This is a genomic window from Pseudovibrio sp. JE062 (assembly GCF_000156235.1).
Taxonomy (GTDB): Bacteria; Pseudomonadota; Alphaproteobacteria; order Rhizobiales; family Stappiaceae; genus Pseudovibrio.
On the sequence record NZ_DS996811.1, the window covers coordinates 332341 to 348121 of the forward strand.

Sequence of the window (15781 nt, forward strand, 5' to 3'; positions counted from 1 at the left end):
CGGCTAGGAACTTGAGTTGCATAATTAGGTTTTTCACCCTCAGGTTACTGGCATTTTCCATGAATACTCTTCGCAGCAAACTGGCACACGTTCCGGCCCCGCTTGGTGGTCTCGCGCTTGGCATAGCAAGTCTTGGCTGGTCACTGGAAAATGCAGGCAACTTTGGAGGAGCCCTACAACTCACAGGCGCATTGATTTCCGGTGTTTTGCTGGTGCTGCTGCTTGGCAAGATCATCCTTGCCCATACTGCTATCTTTGAGGATCTGAAGCATCCAGTGGTTGGCAGTGTCCTGCCTACAACGGCTATGGCGCTGATGATCGTTTCCTATGCCATCGCGCAGTATAGTTTCGCTGTCGGGCAAATGCTTTGGCTGCTGGGAATTGCACTCCACCTCACATTCCTGTGCGCCTTCACATATCATCGGGTGAAGAACTTCAACCTTCAGCACATGGTGCCAAGCTGGTTTGTGCCGCCAGTGGGCATCATCGTCGCGGCGGTCTCTTTTCCGGGTGGCGTGTTTGAAGGTTTTGCCAATGCCTTGCTTTGGTTCGGTCTGGTTGCCTATGCCATCATGCTGCCGATGATGCTCTATCGGCTGATCTTCCATCCGGAGGTGCCGGATGCAGCAAAGCCAACCATTGCTATTCTGGCAGCGCCAGCAAGTCTCTCATTGGCAGGCTACCTGACACTCACCCCAAACCCTTCTCCGATTATGGTTGCGGTTTTAGGTGGCATTGCAGTTGCGATGACAGCATTGATCTATCTGTCCTTCCTGCGCTTGTTCCGCCTACCATTCTCTCCGGGCTTCTCAGCCTTCACATTCCCGCTGGTGATTGGCGCGACAGCCCTTTTCAAAACCGTGACATGGATGGAAAGTCTTGGCACGAATGCCAGCCTTGTTGCGCAAATCAGAGCACTGGCACACATTGAACTTTATGTGGCCGCCGCAGTTGTTCTTTATGTGAGCTTCAAATACCTCACATTCTTCGCGCCAGCTTTGATGCCAGCACGCGTCACCGAGCAGCAGCCCAACTAACTGGACTTGCTGAACATCTTGGTTTTGTCGAACAAGCTCTCCAGCGTGTTCATACGCTCCTTGGTGATCTCCCAGGTGGAAGTCGTCATGGCTTCGATCATGGCTTCCAGAATGAACATGATCACCACCGTACTATCCCAGGCCGACGGCGCTTCAATGCGAGCATTGAACACATACTCTGCATTAACCGCTGCTGGTGACGTCCACTGATCTGTAAACACAATCACCACAACGCCTCGTTCGCGCGCCAGATCTACAAAACGCAGGATGTCGTGCTCATATCGACGGATATCGAACACAACCACCACATCTCCCTCTTTCATATTCAGAAGATAATGCGGCCATGTGTTAGAATTGGAAGCAATGGCGATCACGTCATCGCGGATCACCTGCAAGTGCGTAAAGAAGTAATCTGAAAGCGCACGGGTGATACGGCCCCCAACAATGTGGACAGCACGTTCACGATCTGTGAGCAAACGCACGGCCTGATCAAAGTCCTGGGGGTCGATTTGCTGTAAGGTTTGTTTCAGATTGTCGATGACAGCATCTGCAAACCTGTTCAGAATATGTGCATCAGGCGCATTTCGGGTCCAGCGTTCCTGTTTGGAGATCGGGTTGGAAATGGTCTCTTCCACCTCTGATCGCAGAGCTGCCTGCAGCTCTGAAAAACCAGCAAAACCAATCTTTTGCGCCATTCTGACAACGGTTGGACCAGAAACATTTGCCGATTTTGCAAGCTCTGACACACTGCCTAGCCCGCTGACTGGATAATTTGCAAGCAGAGAGACAGCCAACTGGCGCTCCGCACGAGTTAACCCATTAAAATGTCCGCGTAATTTTTCTGCGACGGTCTGTTCATTTGGGTCTCGCACGTCTCTCACCTGCCTCATGTATGTATATTTGCCTAGTTTTTAGGCTTTGTGAAACGTTCCATTCAGATTAGTCTCTTTCGAAACATTTCTTTCAGAATCTCTTTTACGAATAAAAAGACTGAAAGTACAAGGAAAAACAAGATGCATCGGGGGGACTGTTCTTGTCTGAAGTCAAAATTGACCAGATAGAATCTGTTGGCAACGACATTGTTGAAACGATCAATACAGGAGGAGCAGCTCCGATTGTGTTGGTCTGCGAACACGCATCCAAGTTTATTCCTGCATACCTTGATGGCCTTGGTCTAAGCGAAGAAGCTGCAAGCAGCCATGCAGCCTGGGATCCAGGAGCTCTAGCAGTCGCCGAACTCCTCTCCACCAGGCTGAACGCACCCCTGGTCGCTCAACGAGTATCGCGCCTCGTTTATGATTGTAACCGCCCACCGGAGGCCCCAAGCGCCATGCCGGAAAAGAGCGAAATCTTTGAGGTGCCGGGCAATGTCTCCTTGAGTGATGAACAGCGTCTGGACCGGGTCAACAAGTATTACCGTCCTTTCCAAGCCGAAGTGAAACAGGTGATTGATGCCAAACAGGCCTCCGGACAGTTGCCGGTAATGATCACCATCCACTCGTTCACCCCGGTTTACAACGGCAAGAAACGCGCCGTGGAAGTGGGCGTTCTGCACGACAGCGACACACGTTTTGCTGATGCGCTTCTGAACGCACTGTGCCCGTCAGATCTCTACGACATACAAAGAAACGAACCGTATGGGCCAGAAGACGGGGTTACGCATACCCTTGTTTCTCAGGCACAATCCCGCGGCCTGCTAAACGTTATGATTGAGGTACGCAACGACCTTATCGCTAAACGAGCAGACCAGGAGCAAGTTGCAGAGTTGTTGGGAGAGGCAATTCTGCAAGTCCTGCCACAGTTTAGCGCTGAAACAGCTGTGAGCGGGCAGGGGGCAACAACAAAAGCAAGGGCAGCAGATTAAAATGCCAAGGGGAATAGTTGTTTTCGTCAGATGGGTTGACTGGATCAACAAATATGTTGGCCGGTTTGCCATGTACCTCATCTTCGTGATGCTGGGAGTGCTTTTGTACTCCTCCATCGCCAAGACCTTTTTCGCACCACCACTCTGGACGCTGGAAACAGCGCAGTTCACCATGGCCGCCTACTACCTGCTGGGTGGCGCATATTCCATGCAGACGCAATCCCACGTGCGCATGGATCTGTTTTACGGAAGCTGGTCTCCACGACGTAAGGCCATTATGGATGTGATGACCATCCTGCTTCTGATTTTCTACCTCATCTTCCTCCTTTATGGCGGCCTTTCCTCATTGGAATACGCCATCAAATACAGCGAGGAAAGCTATTCGGCATGGGCGCCACCGATGGCCCCGATCAAAGCCGTAATGTGTTTTGGAATTTTCTTGATGCTGCTTCAGGCAATCGCGACGTTCTTTAAGGACTTGGCCGCAGCCCTTGGGAGACCTGCGCCATGAGTTATGAACTGATCGCCATTTTGATGTTCTCCAGCATGATGCTGATGCTCCTCACCGGGCAACGCGTTTTTGCTGCAATTGGTTCCGTTGCTGTTATCGCCGCTCTGCTTCTGTGGGGTGATGGCGGCTCCGAAATAGCCTTCTCCGCCAGTATGAAGCTGATGAAGTGGTACCCGCTCCTCACGCTGCCACTGTTCATTTTCATGGGCTATATGCTCTCTGAGTCAGGCATTGCGGAAGATCTTTATAAGATGTTCCATGTCTGGACAGGTGGCCTGCATGGTGGATTGGCCATCGGCACAGTCGGCCTCATGGTGATGATATCCGCCATGAACGGTCTGTCTGTGGCCGGTATGGCTATCGGCGCAACCATCGCTCTGCCAGAACTGCTACGTCGTGGTTATGACAAGGTGATGGTCACCGGTGTTATTCAGGCCGGTTCCTCACTGGGCATTCTCGTGCCGCCAAGTGTGGTTCTGGTTCTGTACGGTATGATTGCCCGCCAGCCTGTGGGCAAGCTGTGGCTCGCTGGTGCTATTCCGGGTCTGCTGCTGGCGGGTCTGTTTATCCTGTACATCGTCATCCGCTGCCGCCTTCAGCCGGAACTGGGACCAACCCTTTCTGAGGAAGAGCGCAAGGAGATCACCTGGGGTGAAAAGATCAGCCTGCTGAAGGCTGGGGTAATTCCGCTGTTCATCTTCTTTGCCATGACAGGTCTGTTCCTGATGGGCGTGACCAGCCTCGTTGAAAGCTCCGCAGTTGGCGCAACCGCTGCTACGCTTGCTGCATGGTTCAAAGGACGCCTGTCGTTCCGACTGCTGCACATCACCACTGAGAAGACACTGCAGATCAGCTGTATGTTCATGTGGATCATTCTGGCAGCACTTGCCTTTGGCGCTGTGTTTGATGGTCTAGGTGCTGTGCGGGCGATTGAGAACTTCTTCGTGGGTGATCTGGGCCTTAGCCCATGGGAGATCCTTCTGCTGATGCAGCTCTCCTACATCGTGATGGGCATGTTCCTGGATGACACCGCCATGTTGGTGATCGTGGCACCACTTTACGTGCCACTGGTGAAAATCCTCGGCTTCGATCTTGTCTGGTACGGCGTGCTTTACACCATCACCTGTCAGATCGCCTACATGACACCGCCATTCGGCTACAACCTGTTCCTGATGCGCGCCATGGCGCCGCCGGAGATCTCACTGACAGACATCTACAAGTCCATCATTCCATTCGTGGCAATCATGGTGTTTGGCTTGGGTCTGGTGACGGTCTTCCCGCAAATCGCGCTCTGGCTGCCGAACCTTTATTACGCACGCTGACATGAGGAGACCTTACCAGCGTAACCATTGAAGTAATGCAAGAATTCCGGATGGAGACAGATAAAAATCACACCCCTCGCAATAAAAAGTCCACCGGTACTGAGGGATCCAGAAATTCATATTCCAAGGGGAATTGAGTATGACGAATAGACGTGATTTTCTTAAGAAAGCCGGTTTGACAACCGTCGCAGCTGCTGGTGCATCTACCCTTGCAGCACCGGCTGTTCATGCTGCGGGCCGCCCAATCAAGTGGCGCCTTCAGACATACGCAGGTGCAGCGCTTGCACAGCACGTGATCAAGCCATCCATTGATGCCTTCAACAAGGCAGCAAATGGTGAGATGGAGATTGAGCTGTACTACGCTGACCAGCTGGTACCAACCGGTGAACTTTTCCGCGCCATGCAGCGTGGCACCATTGATGCTGTGCAGTCAGATGATGACTCCATTGCAGCACCAGTAGATGTATCTGTTTTCGGTGGCTATTTCCCATTCGCTTCCCGCTACAGCCTTGATGTTCCAGCCCTGTTTAACCACTGGGGCCTGAAAGAGATCTGGGAAGAAGCTTATGGCGAAGTAGAAGGCGTTAAGTGGCTTTCCGCCGGTGCCTGGGATCCTTGTCACTTCGCGACCAAAGACCCGATCCGCAGCTTGGCAGACCTCAAGGGCAAGCGCGTCTTCACCTTCCCAACGGCTGGTAAGTTCCTGACACGCTTCGGCGTTGTTCCGGTCACCCTGCCATGGGAAGACATTGAAGTTGCAATGCAGACCGGCGAACTGGACGGTATTGCATGGTCAGGCATCACCGAGGACTACACCGTAGGCTGGGCTGATGTGACCAACTACTTCCTCACCAACAACATCTCCGGCGCATGGGCTGGTTCTTACTTCGCAAACGAAGAGCGTTGGAACGAACTGCCAGACCACCTGAAGACCCTCTTCAACCTGTGCATGGACAGCTCTCACTACTACCGCCAGCACTGGTACTGGGCAGGTGAAGCGAAGCTGCGCACGCAGGGTGAAAAGCTGGAGCTGACCTCTATTCCTGATGAAGAGTGGGCAACTGTGGAAGCAGAAGCGCTCAAGTTCTGGGACGAGATTGCAGCCAAGTCCGAGCGCAATGCGCGCGTTGTCAAAATCCTGAAGGAATACAACGCAGCAATGGCAAAAGCCGGACGTCCTTACCGCTACGGTTAAGCTGAGTATCCAAGAACGGTCGGCCCGGGTTCCGGGCTGGCCAAGTCACACAGTGAGTAAGCAGTGTCGGTGATGCCATGCAGGAGAGGCGAGGGCATCCGCCGCTTTAACAGGGTCCTCGGGGAACAGGTATGTTGCGAGAAGAAACCAAAAAGACACGTAGAACCGGAAAACTGACCCTCGACGAGCTTCGCGAGCTGGTCGATGCCGGTGAGATTGACACAGTGATTGCAGCACAGGTGGACATGCAGGGCCGTCTGATGGGCAAGCGTTTTCAGGCAGAATTCTTCGTGAACAGCGCCTGGGAAGAGACCCACAGCTGTAACTATCTGCTTGCAACCGATATGGAGATGGCCACTCCGGACGGCTACAAGGCCACAAGCTGGGAAGCAGGCTACGGCGATTACGTCATGAAGCCAGACCTTGCCACCTTACGCGTTATTCCGTGGCTGGAAGGCACTGCACTTGTTCTGTGTGATGTGCTGGACCACCACACCCACAAAGAGGTTCCTCATTCTCCACGCGCTATTTTGAAACGCCAGGTTGACCGCCTTGAAGGCATGGGCATGACCGCGAACATGGCAACAGAGTTGGAATTCTTCCTCTTTAAAGAGAGTTTTGAAGAAGCCCATTCAAAGGGTTACCGCGGAATGTCTCCGATTTCCGCCTATAACGAAGACTATCATATCTTCCAGACTACCAAGGAAGAGAACGTGATGCGTGCCATCCGCAACGGTCTCAATGGTGCTGACATTCCGGTGGAATGCTCCAAGGGTGAAGCAGATGCCGGGCAGGAAGAAATCAATGTCCGCTATTCCGATGCGCTGACCATGGCTGACCGTCATTCCATCATCAAAAACGGCTGTAAAGAAATCGCCTGGCAGCAGGGCCAGAGCGTGAGCTTCATGGCCAAATGGAACTATGACGCAGCTGGCAGCTCTTCTCATGTGCACCAATCATTGTGGGGCAAGGACGGTGAATCCCTGTTCTACGATCCAGCTGGTGAGTACGGCATGTCCAAAATGATGCGCCACTATTTGGCAGGTCTTTTGAAGCACGCTGATGCGATCACCTACTTCCTCGCGCCAAACATCAACTCCTACAAGCGCTTTGCAGCTGGCACGTTTGCACCAACCAAAGCGATCTGGAGCATGGACAACCGCACTGCGGGTTACCGCGTGTGTGGTGATGGCACCAAAGCCGTGCGTGTTGAGTGCCGCGTTGGCGGAGCAGATCTGAACCCATATCTGGCGATGGCCGCTCTTTTGGCTGCTGGCATTGACGGCATCGAAAAGGAAATGGAGCTGGAGCCTGAGTTCAGAGGTGATGCCTATGGCGGTGAAGGTGCACGCGAAATTCCAACAACCCTGCGCGATGCCGCAGTTGCAATGAAATCCTCCGAAATGCTTCGCGATGCCTTTGGTGGTGATGTGGTTGATCACTACGCACATGCCGCCAAGATCGAGCAGGATGAATATGACCGCCGTGTAACTGACTGGGAGGTTGCACGCGGATTTGAACGGGCCTGATGTGAACAGCAACTGCTGTGAATGATGAGTTGACCATGACAAAAACACTAAAATGTATTTCGCCGGTAGATGGTTCTGTGTTTGCAGAACGTCCGGTGGCAAGCCAGAAAGAAGCAGAAGCCGTCATTGCCAGTGCCAAGAGGGCGCAGAAAGAGTGGGCAGCACGCCCACTCGAGGAGCGCATCAAGTTGGTGATGGCTGGCGTTGCTAAGATTGGTGAACAGAACGACGAAATCGTTCCGGAACTTGCAAAAATGATGGGCCGCCCGGTCCGTTATGGCGGCGAGTTCGGCGGCTTTAACGAGCGCGCCTCATACATGGCAAAGATCGCGGAAGAAAGCCTGAAGCCGATCATCGCGGAAGAGAGCGACAACTTCGAACGCCGCATCGAGAAGGAGCCACACCGCGTGATTCTTGTGATCGCACCATGGAACTATCCATACATGACTGCGATCAACACAGTGGCTCCAGCCCTGATCGCCGGTAATGCCGTGATCCTGAAACACGCGACCCAAACCCTTCTGGTTGGCGAGCGCATGGCAAAGGCCTTCGCTGAGGCGGGCGTCCCGCCAGAGGTCTTCCAAAACCTGTTCCTGGATCACGACACCACTTCTCACCTGATCGCAGGCCGCAATTTCGGCTTTGTGAACTTCACCGGCTCCGTTGGCGGTGGCCGCGCGATTGAGACAGCTGCTGCTGGCACTTTCACTGGTCTTGGCCTTGAGCTGGGTGGTAAAGATCCAGGCTATGTCATGGATGATGCAGATGTTGAGGCTGCGGCTGAAACTCTTATCGATGGCGCTATGTTCAATTCCGGCCAGTGCTGCTGTGGTATCGAGCGTATTTACGTGCACTCTTCCAAATACGATGCATTTGTGAAGAAGGCTGTCGAGATCGTTTCAGGCTACAAGCTTGGCAGTCCACTAGATGAGGAAACAACCATCGGCCCAATGGCACATGTTCGCTTTGCGGACGTCGTGCGCAAGCAAGTGGCGGATGCGGTTGAGCAGGGCGCAAAGCCGATGATCGACGCAAGTCTCTTCCCGGAAGATGATGGTGGTGCGTATCTGGCTCCGCAGATCCTCGTGGATGTGAACCATGACATGGAAGTGATGCGCGAAGAGAGCTTCGGCCCCGTGGTTGGCATCATGAAAGTGGAGAGCGACGAAGAAGCGATCCACCTGATGAACGACAGCCACTACGGCCTGACAGCCTCTCTTTGGACCCAAGACCCTGCACGGGCAGCGAAAATTGGTGCGCAGATTGAGACAGGCACTGTCTTCATGAACCGCGCTGATTATCTGGATCCGGCACTCTGCTGGACCGGCTGCAAAGACACAGGTCGCGGTGGTGCACTCTCAGAGATCGGTTATCAGAACCTGACCCGTCCAAAATCCTACCATCTCAAAAAGGCATAAGAACAATGACGTTGACAGCAAACTGGAGCTACCCAACCGCAATCCGCTTTGGTGCCGGACGCATTAAGGAACTTGCCGAAGCTTGTGCAGCTGCAGGCATCAAAAAGCCTTTGCTTGTAACTGATAAGGGCCTGGCAAACCTGCCGGTTACTGCAAGCACTTTGGACGTGATGGAAGAGGCTGGCCTTGGCCGCGCCATGTTCAGTGAGGTTGACCCAAACCCGACTGAAATCAACCTGGAAGCAGGCGTTGCAGCCTTCAAGTCTGGTGGTCATGATGGCGTTATCGCGTTTGGTGGTGGGTCCGGTCTTGATCTGGGCAAGCTGATCGCATTCATGGCAGGTCAGACCCGTCCAGTCTGGGATTTTGAGGACATTGGCGACTGGTGGACCCGTGCGGATGCGGATGCGATCTATCCGAATATCGCAGTTCCAACCACTGCTGGTACCGGTTCTGAAGTTGGCCGTGCGAGTGTGATCACCAACTCAGAGAGCCACGTTAAGAAGATCATCTTCCATCCGAAAATCCTGCCAAGCGTTGTGATCTGTGATCCTGAGCTGACTGTTGGCATGCCGAAGATGATTACCGTTGGTACAGGCATCGATGCGTTTGTGCATTGTCTGGAAGCCTACAGCTCGCCATTCTACCATCCGATGTCTCAGGGCATCGCACTGGAAGGCATGCGTCTATTGAAAGAGAACCTGCCGAAAGTCGTTGAAAATCCTAATGATATCGAAGCACGCGGTCACATGATGAGTGCGGCGGCTATGGGCGCAGTGGCCTTCCAGAAAGGCCTTGGCGGCATTCACGCGCTGGCTCACCCGGTTGGTGCGGTTTACAACACCCACCATGGCCTGACCAACGCCGTCATCATGCCGACTGTGTTGAAGTTCAACCGTGGTGCAATTGAAGAGCGGATCGAGAAGCTGGCGGCTTACCTCGATATCGAGGGCGGTTTCGACGGCTTCTTTGATTTTGTTATGAAAATGCGGGCGGACATGGGCGTTCCGGAGACCTTGAGCGAGCTGGGCGTTGGCACTGATAAGATCGACGTGCTGGCGGAAGAAGCGATCAAGGATCCAAGTGCCGGTGGCAATCCTGTAGAGCTGACGCTGGAGGCCGCGAAAGCTCTGCTCATTGAAGCCATCGGAGAACAGGTATCCGTCTGATTTCCTGTTGAACTCCAAATGATTAGCCCCGCAGAGTCATTCGCTCTGCGGGGTTTTTATACCTCAAAGGCTGCGTTTATTCCGGTAGTTCCGTACAACGCATCAGGTAGTCATATGCATCCGGGCTCAGCTCTGAGCCAAGAACCCGTTTCAAATCAGCATTGTAGTCGCCAAGCCATTTGATTTCTGCTCGTGTCAGATCAACCATGTTGAGCATCTGCGGCTCAATCGGGATGTAAGAGAGGTTGCGGAACGCGAGGAAACCATCGTCTTCCTCAACGATCTCAAAGAGATTCTCAATCCGGATACCGTATTGATCTGCAACGTAAAATCCCGGTTCAATGGACATCACCATACCAGCGACCAGATCCACCGGATTGTAAGGTTTACCGATACGCTGCGGTTGCTCGTGGACGGAGAGGAAGTGGCCGATGCCGTGTCCGGTACCGTGGTCGTAGTCCAGACCCAGGTCCCAAAGCGGGCGGCGGGCGAAACCATCGATGTGATGGCCTTGTGTGCCTTTGGGAAACCGCAGGGAGGCCAGCGCGACAAAGCCTTTGAAAACAGCGGTGTAGGCGCGTTTGAACTCCTCTGAGGTCTCTGAGAACGCAAAGGTACGCGTCGCGTCGGTGGTGCCGTCCTGATACTGACCGCCAGAATCCAACAGGTACGTGTTCTCAGGCAGGATCGCTGTATTGGACGCTTCCGTGGCTGCGTAATGGCACATGGCGGCGTTGCCAGCGGCGGCAGAAATACTTCTAAAGCTCGGATATACAAAGTCTTTTTGGCGCTGGCGCTCCATCAGGATGCGTTCTTCCGCTTCCAGCTCATGCACCGGATCTCCTGCTTCAGCGCGCTGCGGGACTTCCCGTTTCAGCCAAGCAGAGAACTCAGTCCACGCGATACCATCTCTTATATGGCAATCACGCAAGCCTTTGAGTTCGCTTTCATTTTTCTTCGCCTTGGTGAGAGTAACGGCTCCCGGTTTCATCACCGGAACACCGCGAGCAGCCTGTACGGCGAGGCGGGTGGCGACGGGGGAGAACATTGGATCGATGAGAACCTGCGTTCCTTTATCCGTCATTTTTGCCAGCGAGCTGATGAAGCTGGACGGGTCTGCGGTTTCAACATTCTCCAGCTCATACTCGCTCAAGTCGTTGGAAAGCTTGCGGGAATCGACGAACCAGTTGGCGGAACCATCATCCTTCAGCAGCAGGAAGGAATGGGGGATTGGGTTGAACTCCACATCATCGCCGCGCACGTTTAAAAGCCAGGCGATGTTGTCTGGCTGGGTTTCCACCAGCACCTTTGCGCCTGCATCTTTTAGTTGATCAGCGATCTCACGACGTTTCTCTAGGCTTGTTTTTCCAGCATTTTCAAGGGAATACGGTGTGATTGGCGAGAGAGGTTTTTCCGGTTGATCAGCCCAGACTGCATCAATGAGGTTGCTGCTGGTGGCGACCAGTGCGGCGCCTGCCTCATTGGCTCCACCCGCAAATCGATCCCACCAGGCGGAGGGGATAAGCATCGGATCAACGCCGATTTGCTGACCGGCCTTCATATTGGCGGAAATCCAGTTTTCCAATGGTTCATCAAAGATATGCTGGTAGGAGAACAGATCACTGCTGCATTGGTTGCGCACCTGCACTGTATAGCGGCCATCAACAAACATAACCGCTTGATCTGCCGTGATAATTGCGAGGCCAGCAGAGCCGGTGAAGCCGGTTGCCCATGCCAGTCGCTCATCATGCGGGGCGCAGTATTCCCCCTGATGCTCATCAAACCTGGGGATGATAACTCCGTCCAGCCCCTTGTTCTTCAACTCGGTGCGGATGAGGTTCAAGCGGTCTGTGGTTGTCTCAAACTTCTGATTTTCCAACATTTTCTGCTCGGCTATTTGATGGGGTTTGTCGCTGATAAAAGAGCTTCGGCATGATGACAAGCCACTTTACCCAGCTCGTCCATTGCCCTCAATCTGGGAATTTCACTCTGGCACCGGCCAGATGCATGGGGACATCTGGCATGGAAGGCGCAGCCTTTTGGTACGTTGAGCGGGCTAGGCAGTTCGCCGGAGATTGACGGGCGAGTATGGCGTTTGTCAGGATCAAGAGAGGGAGCTGCTGCCAAAAGAGCCTTGGAGTAGGGGTGTCTTGGGGCGTTGAAGAGCTGTTCGGAGTCTCCGATCTCAACAATTGACCCCAGATAAATCACCGCAACCCTGTGGGATACATGACGTACAAGTCTGAGGTCATGGGCCACGAACAGGATGGTGAGGCCCAGCTTTTCCTGCAGTTCCAGCAGCAGGTTCACCACCTGCGCCTGCACGGAAACATCCAGCGCTGACACCAGCTCATCTGCCACAAGCACCTCCGGCTCCACCGACAAAGCACGTGCGATGGCAATGCGTTGGCGTTGTCCTCCTGAAAACTCGTGTGGGAGCTTATCCGCAGCATCTTGCGGCAGGCGGACCAGATCCAGCAGTTCTGCAATGCGGGTTTCGATCTGCTCAGGAGGGCGCATGTTGTGAACGCGCAGGGCCTCGGTGAGCACCTGCCGCACTGTCATGCGGGGATTGAGGGAGGAGTAAGGGTCCTGAAACATCATCTGGACCTTGCGGTTATACTCCCGCAATGCACCGGCATCTTTGGCTGCAACCTCTTGCCCATCATAACGAATGGTGCCTTTGTCAGCCTCATAAAGACGGGCCAGACAACGCGCCAAAGTGGACTTTCCACAGCCAGATTCACCAACAATGCCAAGGGTTTCACCCCGTTTCACCTCAAGGCTTACGCCGTTTAGGGCTTTGACGATGCGTTTTTCTTTGCGTTGAATTGCGTCGAAGAGGGTTCTTTTGAGCGGAAAGTGTAAATGCAGGCCCTCAACTTCCAAAACCGGAGCTTCATAGGTCATGCCAGCACCTCCTCACGAATGTCTGCCGCGAAATGACAGGCCGACGAAATTCCATCTCCCAGAACCGCCAGTGGTGGTTTGGTACCAAGACACAAATCCTCCGCTTTCAGACAGCGCGGTGCGAAGGCGCATCCTTTGGGCAGGGCATCCAGCGCCGGTGGTGTGCCGGGCACAGAGTACAATGGTGTGCGGGGTGGAATGTTTTCCGGTACCGATTTCAGCAAACCGAGTGTGTAAGGGTGCTGAGGTCGTTTCAGCACATCGCGAACAGAGCCCGTTTCTACCAATCGACCAGCGTACATCACTGCCACGCGATCACAGGTTTGTGCGACCACGCCCAGGTCATGTGTCACCAGCACAATCGCCATGTTGAGGTTCTTAGCCAGTGAGAGCAGCAGTTGCAGATCTGATCCTGAATGGTCACGTCCAGCGCTGTGGTCGGCTCATCAGCCAGCAGCAGTTCCGGATTGGACGCAAGCGCGATGGCAATCATCACCCGCTGACGCATGCCGCCGGAGAACTGGTGCGGAAAGTCTTTAAGCCGGGACGCTGCACTTGGAATGCCGACCATGTCCAGAAGCTCAATGGCGCGGGCTGTGCGGGCGCGGCGGTCCAGATCCGTGTGAGCCTTCAGGTTCTCCTCAATCTGCAAGCCAACGGTAAGCAGCGGATTGAGCGACGTCATGGGCTCCTGAAAGATCATGGAGATCTGACTGCCACGCACAGATTGCAGCTGTTTGTCCGTGCGGGCCAGAAGATCTTCCCCCTTCCAATAAACACTGCCTTCGACACTGCCGTAGTCACGGGCAAGGCCGATGATAGAGCGTAGGGTGATCGACTTACCAGAGCCACTTTCTCCCACCAGACCAAGCACTTCACCAGCGCGTACATCAAAGGAAATGCCATCAACAGCACGCAGGACACGGCCCTTGCTGTGAAAGGTAGTGGTGAGATCGCGAACCTGTAACAGGCTCTCGTTTTGGTTGTTCATTACGATGCCCCCCGTGGTCTGAGAACATCGGCAAGGCTGTCTCCCACCAGAGAGAACCCGAGCCCTGTCAAAACAATCGCGATCCCCGGCATCAGGCTCATCCACCATGCGGTGGTGATGAAGTTGCGGCCTTCTGCGACCAGCACGCCCCATTCCGCCTGCGGAGGCTGCGCCCCAAGGCCGAGATAGCCAAGAGAGGACCCGAGCAGGATGGCGAGCGCCATATCGGTCATCCAATAGGTGATCAGCGGAGTGGTGGCGTTGGGCAGCAGATGGCGGAAAATGATGCGAGTGGAGGAGTAGCCCATCACCTTTCCGGCGGAAGCGTAGTCGCTGGTCATCTGCGTCATGATTTCAGCGCGGGTGAGGCGGGCATAGTAGACCCACTGCACCAGCGTCACCGCCACGTACATGTTGGTCAGTCCCGGTCCCAGAACCGCTACAACTGCGATGACCAACACCAGAAACGGAAAGGTGATGGTGACATCAACCAATCGGCCAAACAGCACATCGGCAATGCCGCCATGATAAGCGACCAGTGATCCGACAATCACGCCGATCACCATAGCAAAGAAGGTGGCAAAGAACGCAATCTGCATATCCACCTGATAGGCCCAGATAACGCGGGAAAGCGTGTCGCGGCCCAGATTATCCGTGCCAAACGGATGCGCCCAGCTTGGTGGTTGCTGAATGGCCATAAAGTCAAAGGCGTTTGGATCATACGGCGCAAACGCCCATGGGAACACGGCAAGCAGGATGGAAGAGGATAGAATGAAGAAACCGAGCAGGAAGCCGGGGCGCAGCAGCGCTTTCACCCGTGGATGGAGCTTTTTCTTCTGCGGTGTAGTGGCTTGAAGGGTATCGAGCTGGGTCATGACAGGCGCAACCTCGGATCAAGCCATGCCTGCACCATATCGGTGAACAGAAACACGAGAGAAACCATAACGGCGAACGTGAGCGTGAGGCCCTGAATCAGCGGGTAATCACGGGCGAAGATCGCCTCCAGCATCAACCGGCCAAGACCAGGCACCGCGAAGACGGTTTCTGTCACCAGCGTACCACTCATCAGGTTGCCGATGGAAAGGCCCAGCAGGGTGACCGTGGAAATGAGCGCATTGCGCAGAACATGTCGGCCTAAAATGACGCTGCGCGACAGCCCCTTGGAGCGGGCAAACTGCACATACTCCGCATCCAGCACCTCAATCACCGCTGAGCGCAGGTTCCGCATGATGATGGCGGAGGTGTAAAGCGCGACCGTCAAAGCGGGCAGCATCAGGTGGTGCAAGTGCTGCAGGAAGGTTGTGCCGTAACCGCCAACCGGAAACAGGCGCAGGGACGCGGCCAGAAACGTAAGCAGCAGCAGGCCGATGTAAAACACAGGCGTTGAAAGGCCCACCTGAAAGCCGCTGCGAATGGCAATGTCCAGCATGCCGTTCTTGTTGAGTGCAGCAACAAAGGCCAGCGGACCGGCAATGAGAATGGAGAGACAAACCGCATAGATGGTGAGGAATGCGGTGACAGGAATGCGCTCCAGAATAACTTCCAGAACAGGGGCTTTGAGGAGAATGGATGTGCCCATATCTCCGGTCAAAGTGTTCTTTACAAAATAGAGGAACTGCATGGGCAGCGGTTCGTTTAACCCGAGTTTTTGGCGGATGAGTTCCAGCTGAGCTTCGGTGGCTTTGGCATCGGCCATGGCAATGGCCGGATCCCCTGGCAGCATACGCACCAGCAGAAAGATTACGACCATCACAAGAAGAAAGGTCGGAATGATCTGCAACAGGCGTGACACCAGATAGGAAAGTGACGACATTCCTGATCCCTAGTAGAGGCTT

General features: G+C 54.2%; 15 protein-coding genes. 8 read left to right on the top strand and 7 right to left on the bottom strand.

What is annotated here, in order from left to right:
- Window positions 1-59 precede the first annotated feature (59 nt).
- On the top strand, window positions 60-1037 hold the full coding sequence (locus tag PJE062_RS18355; RefSeq protein ID WP_008551129.1) for a TDT family transporter: 978 nt from the start codon (window positions 60-62) through the stop codon (window positions 1035-1037).
- Here PJE062_RS18355 and PJE062_RS18360 read toward each other — a convergent pair.
- Complete coding sequence (locus PJE062_RS18360) at window positions 1034-1927, bottom strand: MurR/RpiR family transcriptional regulator (RefSeq protein WP_050773947.1); 894 nt, start codon at window positions 1925-1927, stop codon at window positions 1034-1036. The two genes, PJE062_RS18355 and PJE062_RS18360, sit on opposite strands and share 4 nt — an antisense overlap.
- A 143-nt stretch (window positions 1928-2070) precedes the next feature.
- Between PJE062_RS18360 and PJE062_RS18365 the strand changes: the two genes are divergently transcribed.
- From PJE062_RS18365 to PJE062_RS18395, 7 genes are all read left to right on the top strand, one after another.
- Window positions 2071-2901: an N-formylglutamate amidohydrolase gene (locus PJE062_RS18365; RefSeq protein WP_008550940.1), complete on the top strand. Its 831-nt coding sequence runs from the start codon at window positions 2071-2073 to the stop codon at window positions 2899-2901.
- A gap of 1 nt (window position 2902) precedes the next feature.
- Window positions 2903-3412: a TRAP transporter small permease subunit gene (locus PJE062_RS18370; RefSeq protein ID WP_008551036.1), complete on the top strand. Its 510-nt coding sequence runs from the start codon at window positions 2903-2905 to the stop codon at window positions 3410-3412.
- Window positions 3409-4734 (top strand): TRAP transporter large permease subunit, encoded by a 1326-nt coding sequence (locus PJE062_RS18375; protein ID WP_008551214.1) that lies wholly within the window; start codon window positions 3409-3411, stop codon window positions 4732-4734. Before PJE062_RS18370 ends, PJE062_RS18375 begins: the two co-directional genes overlap by 4 nt.
- Before the next feature lie 139 nt (window positions 4735-4873).
- Complete coding sequence (locus PJE062_RS18380) at window positions 4874-5929, top strand: TRAP transporter substrate-binding protein (RefSeq protein ID WP_008551172.1); 1056 nt, start codon at window positions 4874-4876, stop codon at window positions 5927-5929.
- 131 nt (window positions 5930-6060) lie between these two features.
- On the top strand, window positions 6061-7458 hold the full coding sequence (locus PJE062_RS18385) for a glutamine synthetase family protein (protein ID WP_008551206.1): 1398 nt from the start codon (window positions 6061-6063) through the stop codon (window positions 7456-7458).
- A 35-nt stretch (window positions 7459-7493) separates the two neighbouring features.
- Window positions 7494-8876, top strand: a complete 1383-nt coding sequence (locus tag PJE062_RS18390) for an aldehyde dehydrogenase family protein (RefSeq protein ID WP_008550833.1) — start codon at window positions 7494-7496, stop codon at window positions 8874-8876.
- Window positions 8877-8881: 5 nt separating this feature from the next.
- Window positions 8882-10045 (top strand): iron-containing alcohol dehydrogenase, encoded by a 1164-nt coding sequence (locus PJE062_RS18395; RefSeq protein ID WP_008551091.1) that lies wholly within the window; start codon window positions 8882-8884, stop codon window positions 10043-10045.
- A 76-nt stretch (window positions 10046-10121) separates the two neighbouring features.
- On the opposite strand, the gene PJE062_RS18400 is transcribed toward PJE062_RS18395, so the two are convergent.
- From PJE062_RS18400 to PJE062_RS18420, 6 genes are read right to left on the bottom strand one after another with little or no spacing between them, the layout of a single operon-like run.
- The gene (locus tag PJE062_RS18400; RefSeq protein WP_008551073.1) at window positions 10122-11927 is read right to left on the bottom strand and encodes a M24B family metallopeptidase; all 1806 of its coding nucleotides are present in this window, start codon (window positions 11925-11927) and stop codon (window positions 10122-10124) included.
- Between the two features lie 11 nt (window positions 11928-11938).
- Window positions 11939-12955: an ABC transporter ATP-binding protein gene (locus PJE062_RS18405; RefSeq protein ID WP_008550822.1), complete on the bottom strand. Its 1017-nt coding sequence runs from the start codon at window positions 12953-12955 to the stop codon at window positions 11939-11941.
- The gene (locus PJE062_RS27105) at window positions 12952-13323 is read right to left on the bottom strand and encodes an oligopeptide/dipeptide ABC transporter ATP-binding protein (protein ID WP_008551089.1); all 372 of its coding nucleotides are present in this window, start codon (window positions 13321-13323) and stop codon (window positions 12952-12954) included. The genes PJE062_RS18405 and PJE062_RS27105 overlap by 4 nt, the downstream gene beginning before the upstream one ends.
- On the bottom strand, window positions 13305-13946 hold the full coding sequence (locus PJE062_RS27110; RefSeq protein WP_008550798.1) for an ABC transporter ATP-binding protein: 642 nt from the start codon (window positions 13944-13946) through the stop codon (window positions 13305-13307). Before PJE062_RS27110 ends, PJE062_RS27105 begins: the two co-directional genes overlap by 19 nt.
- Window positions 13946-14821: an ABC transporter permease gene (locus tag PJE062_RS18415; RefSeq protein WP_008550966.1), complete on the bottom strand. Its 876-nt coding sequence runs from the start codon at window positions 14819-14821 to the stop codon at window positions 13946-13948. The genes PJE062_RS27110 and PJE062_RS18415 overlap by 1 nt, the downstream gene beginning before the upstream one ends.
- Window positions 14818-15759: an ABC transporter permease gene (locus PJE062_RS18420; RefSeq protein ID WP_008550998.1), complete on the bottom strand. Its 942-nt coding sequence runs from the start codon at window positions 15757-15759 to the stop codon at window positions 14818-14820. Before PJE062_RS18420 ends, PJE062_RS18415 begins: the two co-directional genes overlap by 4 nt.
- Window positions 15760-15781: the final 22 nt, after the last annotated feature.

Coding starts and splice junctions, on each gene's coding strand:
- PJE062_RS18355 (WP_008551129.1), top strand. CDS start 60: ATGAATACTCTTCGCAGCAAACTGGCACACGTTCCGGCCCCGCTTGGT.
- PJE062_RS18360 (WP_050773947.1), bottom strand. CDS start 1,927: ATGAGGCAGGTGAGAGACGTGCGAGACCCAAATGAACAGACCGTCGCA.
- PJE062_RS18370 (WP_008551036.1), top strand. CDS start 2,903: ATGCCAAGGGGAATAGTTGTTTTCGTCAGATGGGTTGACTGGATCAAC.
- PJE062_RS18375 (WP_008551214.1), top strand. CDS start 3,409: ATGAGTTATGAACTGATCGCCATTTTGATGTTCTCCAGCATGATGCTG.
- PJE062_RS18380 (WP_008551172.1), top strand. CDS start 4,874: ATGACGAATAGACGTGATTTTCTTAAGAAAGCCGGTTTGACAACCGTC.
- PJE062_RS18385 (WP_008551206.1), top strand. CDS start 6,061: ATGTTGCGAGAAGAAACCAAAAAGACACGTAGAACCGGAAAACTGACC.
- PJE062_RS18390 (WP_008550833.1), top strand. CDS start 7,494: ATGACAAAAACACTAAAATGTATTTCGCCGGTAGATGGTTCTGTGTTT.
- PJE062_RS18395 (WP_008551091.1), top strand. CDS start 8,882: ATGACGTTGACAGCAAACTGGAGCTACCCAACCGCAATCCGCTTTGGT.
- PJE062_RS18400 (WP_008551073.1), bottom strand. CDS start 11,927: ATGTTGGAAAATCAGAAGTTTGAGACAACCACAGACCGCTTGAACCTC.
- PJE062_RS18405 (WP_008550822.1), bottom strand. CDS start 12,955: ATGACCTATGAAGCTCCGGTTTTGGAAGTTGAGGGCCTGCATTTACAC.
- PJE062_RS27105 (WP_008551089.1), bottom strand. CDS start 13,323: ATGGCGATTGTGCTGGTGACACATGACCTGGGCGTGGTCGCACAAACC.
- PJE062_RS27110 (WP_008550798.1), bottom strand. CDS start 13,946: ATGAACAACCAAAACGAGAGCCTGTTACAGGTTCGCGATCTCACCACT.
- PJE062_RS18415 (WP_008550966.1), bottom strand. CDS start 14,821: ATGACCCAGCTCGATACCCTTCAAGCCACTACACCGCAGAAGAAAAAG.
- PJE062_RS18420 (WP_008550998.1), bottom strand. CDS start 15,759: ATGTCGTCACTTTCCTATCTGGTGTCACGCCTGTTGCAGATCATTCCG.